This is a genomic window from Bacillus sp. 220_BSPC (assembly GCF_001054655.1).
Lineage (GTDB): Bacteria > Bacillota > Bacilli > Bacillales > DSM-1321 > Peribacillus > Peribacillus frigoritolerans.
This window is the reverse complement of sequence record NZ_JVPL01000219.1, coordinates 1-3,867: the sequence shown is the minus strand read 5'-3', so window position 1 is coordinate 3,867 and position 3,867 is coordinate 1. Positions and strand designations below refer to the sequence as shown.

Here is a 3,867-nt window from a genome sequence, read left to right as displayed (position 1 = left end):
CATTATACACACCCTGAGTTTCAACGGCGAGTAAAGAAACTAGGACTCATGTAATATATGTTCCGGAAAGGAAATTGTGGGGATAATACCCCCATGGAATCTTCTTTGGCCATTTTAAAGATGAAGTGGATTATTTAGTGTGTCAAACATTTGAAGAGTTACACCTCATCATTGAAGAATACATAGAGGAATATAATACAAATCGTTACCAATGGAGCTTTTAAATAGAGTGACTCCCACAATATGGGAGCCATTGGTTAGCTGTATAAACTATAGGTATTTTTTTAGACTGTCCATTTTATCCAGCCAGAGGCTGCATTGAATATGTTCAAGCTAGCTGTTGTTTAACCGGTTTCATTTCGTCGATAACAATATCTCCGTCTTTTACTATTAACTTACCATCAAGGTATAAGGTACAATTTTTCATTGGTAAATCAAGATGGCATGGGGTATCGTTGGATCCACCTAATTCAGAATTCGGTCCTAAGGAGAATAAGACATTTCCATAGAATGCACGCCCGTCCATACCAAATACTTGATCGTCAAACGCCATACTATGCCATTGTGCCCTTTCGTTTAGTCCCCAGCCAATGTGGGATATTGCATAAGCTTGAGGATCATTAAAGCTTTCTATATACTCCCTCATTAGCATGGCATCAAACCCACCTTCTATGTTCGTGACATAACCATCTTTTATGGTTAATTGTATCGGGTCTTGTAAATACCGGTTAAAAGGGAAGAAAATATCACCTTTGTCCATAACAACAATCCCATCAACTCCACCATCGTTGGAAGTCGCTGCAGAAAAACAACTTGGCAAGTGATCCCATCTTCCTGGCTCGTCAGCAAATCCGTACTCAGTAAGGATTGGGTATTGTCCCAACTGGTATGTGACATCTGTTCCCGCCTTATTGGTCACTCTTAGTTCTTTTGCATTTTTTAAAAGATTGGTAGCATATAGCACCCTCTCTTTATCGCTTTCTTTTGGAAACATCCTTTTGATTACATCAAAAGGTTCAACCACTAATAATATTCTTACGCCTGCTTCTTGAAGTTCCAACTGTTCTTTTGAAAATAAGAGAAGGACTAGGTCAATGACAAGATCCGCCTTTTTTAAACATTCCACAGCAACTCGATTATCCGTTAAAGGAGTGATGCCAAACGAGCCTGCACTTCCTTTTTTGGCTGGTGGAAGTTTCAATTCAAAAGCATTCGCCCCAATTTGGGAAGCAGCCGTTAAAAATGCTTTAGCATAATCGGCCCTAATTTCGCCCGAGGTTAATACGGCCATCGTTTCAGATGGCTTTAGTTTACATAATTCAAGTTCTTTTTTGAATAGATCAACCATTTCATCAAATTCAATAGTCATTTATAAACATCCCTTCTATATTAATTTTTTTGTTTTTCAATAAAGGAAATAATATAATCAGCGGTCTGTTCAGGTGCATCTTTATACACCATGTGCCCGACTCCTTTAACTCTTATCACTTCCATTGAAGGGTTTATTGTTTTCAACACCTGTAGTTCACTTTCACGGATGGTATCTCCATGTTCGGCAGCCAAAAGTATTGCGGGTGAAGTAAGCATTTTCATATATACCTGAAAAGGCTCCATTAACAATGATTCGTAAGATTCAATTATCGCTTGTACTCTGTTATTCCGATACTCTTCAGCTCTTTCGGCTACCTGTTCTTCAGTGAAAGAAGGGAAAAAACTTCGGAATAATTCCATTTCTCCCTGATCAACCGCCTCCTTTTGTTTTAAAAACATGGACAACGGATTTGGATATACCTCTCTCTGACCGGGACCGTTAATTGGAGGATCAATTAATACCATACCGGAAATAAGAGAGGGATATTGGCTACCAAAAGCAGCAGCAATTCTAGCTCCCATGGAGTGCCCGACCAAAATCGGAGAAACTGGATTCTCTACTAATGCATTCACTACATTCAACAAGTCTTCGGTATAATCTTTTAACAAATAACCTTGTTTAGGAGAATCGGAAAGCCCCCTTCCTCTTATATCCATTGACAATGCATAGTACTTTTCCGGCATCATATTTAAGATTTTTACAAAGGAATAACTATAACTGGTGATTCCAGGCAAAAAGATAACTGGGATACCACCTTTATCTCCTTTAGTTATAAGGTGGATTCTCGCATTTAGTCCCTTTACAAATAAGTCCTCAAAAGAATGATTTTGATTCATTTCTACTTACTCCTTCCAACAAAAACCCCAAAAATTTGTACAATGCATCTGTCTATTAATCTCTATAATTTTGTTTTTTCGAAGAATTTTTAACCACCATGCATCAAGACCTCCATGATGTAACCATTTTTACATAAAATGCAGCCTTCTATAAGATGAGCAATCATAGTCTATTAAATCATTACATTTTTTAACTTTGTGAATTCACATCAGCCCTGTTAGAATCATTTGCATAAAGAACATATTCGCTTATTCCATCCCCATCTGAACATGATGTCTTGAAGTGGAAAACCTAAAATCTTTTAAAATTTTCAATTTTACTGGTTCGCAGTATAGTTTAACTAAGTATAAGGGAGTGGACTAAAGTTTTTAAAGAGCTTGGATGAACGATTTTTGGTACATATGAACTCCAAGTTTCCATGTGAATATTTAATCTAGAGTAAGACCTATCGATTTACGGATTTGGTTCATGAAAGGGGTTCTATCATATTCATGGTACAGACGCTCACGAAGTAATGGCGCTGGCAGGGCATTCACGTTCTCAAATAGACCGATGCGGCCCGCATGGGAATCCGTGGTAATATCCCAAATAAAGTTCATCAATAAGTTCTTCTGCTTCGATGTCATTCCCCGGCCAAAGAGAAGCTCTTCTAGCTTCCCGCCAATAAACGGGTGGTCATAGTCTTTTTCGGAAAATCTCATAACCAAACCTTGTCCGCATAATTCTTGGAGATGATGGATAATTTGCGGATAGTGCGTGATACCGTATAGACGTCCCGCTGTAAGCATATTGACATCCGGCCACATGACATCATCTGGAGTCGGTTTTGCTAACTCTTCAGACGCTAATACATACGCTCTTAACGTTTGAGCATATTGGATGACTTCGGATACGATGGAACGAACCCCTGGGATTTTCCCTGTTCCCAGTGTATCTACTATCAGTTGGGCTGCCCCGGCATACATTTCAGCCTTGGTGGCTAAACGGGAGAGCACGTGCCAGTGTACTCCTAATACGACGCCTCCGTACAATTCATTGAGTTCTGGAACTCCATAGTTGAAAATTCTCCACTTTTCMACAAAGACGTTATCAAAGATCAAGAAGGAATCCATTTCTTCCCCGCGTGATTTGATTGGGTGATCAAAAGAAAGGGCGGGATCCGTAGAGACTGTTTCCCGGCAGACAATGTGGATGCCCGGTGCATTGATTGGAACAGAGAGCCATAGGGATTCTTCAGCTAACAAACCCGGGCGCATTAGGTTAGAGAGGATCATTTCATTGCCTTGAGCAGAAATAGAGCCTACCGCCTTCGCTCCGCTAATGTAGATTCCTTCTTCCGTCTCTTTCACTACCCTCAACAGGGCAGGAGTAGAATCTCCCCCTTTGATTTTGTTTCCTAATTCCTCATCGAACAGGCGGGCGCCTGCTGCGGCGGCTTTGGAACGGTCATTTTGAGGATCCACTAATACTTCAGGTCCCATCAGGTTATTTTTCTGTGCATAGTCGATATAGTGAAGAACATTTTCTGCATATTCTGGTCTTTTGCTGCGGAATTGGGAAAGATGAGCTGCCATGCCTACAGGCACGAGTGGCGCCAAATCGAACGGTCGGCCAAACACCCCGAAGGTTTCCTGCGCGATATAGTCGGTCACTTCCCG

The 3,867-nt window shown here is 40.6% G+C and carries 4 protein-coding genes; 1 reads left to right on the top strand and 3 read right to left on the bottom strand.

The features are described from left to right. The first annotated feature begins 98 nt into the window (after positions 1-98). Entirely contained in the window at positions 99-224 is a 126-nt protein-coding gene (locus ADA55_RS31445; RefSeq protein WP_082162865.1) for an IS3 family transposase, read from the top strand. 104 nt (positions 225-328) lie between these two features. Here the strand turns inward: ADA55_RS31445 and ADA55_RS17465 are convergent, their stop codons facing one another. The 3 genes from ADA55_RS17465 to ADA55_RS17455 form a co-directional block, all read right to left on the bottom strand. Next, positions 329-1,369, bottom strand: a complete 1,041-nt coding sequence (locus tag ADA55_RS17465) for a leucyl aminopeptidase (protein WP_081088644.1) — start codon at positions 1,367-1,369, stop codon at positions 329-331. A gap of 20 nt (positions 1,370-1,389) precedes the next feature. Next, the gene (locus ADA55_RS17460) at positions 1,390-2,208 is read right to left on the bottom strand and encodes an alpha/beta fold hydrolase (RefSeq protein ID WP_048686222.1); all 819 of its coding nucleotides are present in this window, start codon (positions 2,206-2,208) and stop codon (positions 1,390-1,392) included. 429 nt (positions 2,209-2,637) lie between these two features. After that, a partial coding sequence (locus tag ADA55_RS17455; RefSeq protein ID WP_048686220.1) for a 4-hydroxyphenylacetate 3-hydroxylase C-terminal domain-containing protein occupies positions 2,638-3,867 on the bottom strand: 1,230 nt, incomplete at its 5' end.

What these genes read in the sequence shown, in the direction of transcription:
- ADA55_RS17465 (WP_081088644.1), bottom strand. Translation starts at nt 1,369, where the DNA reads ATGACTATTGAATTTGATGAAATGGTTGATCTATTCAAAAAAGAACTT.
- ADA55_RS17460 (WP_048686222.1), bottom strand. Translation starts at nt 2,208, where the DNA reads ATGAATCAAAATCATTCTTTTGAGGACTTATTTGTAAAGGGACTAAAT.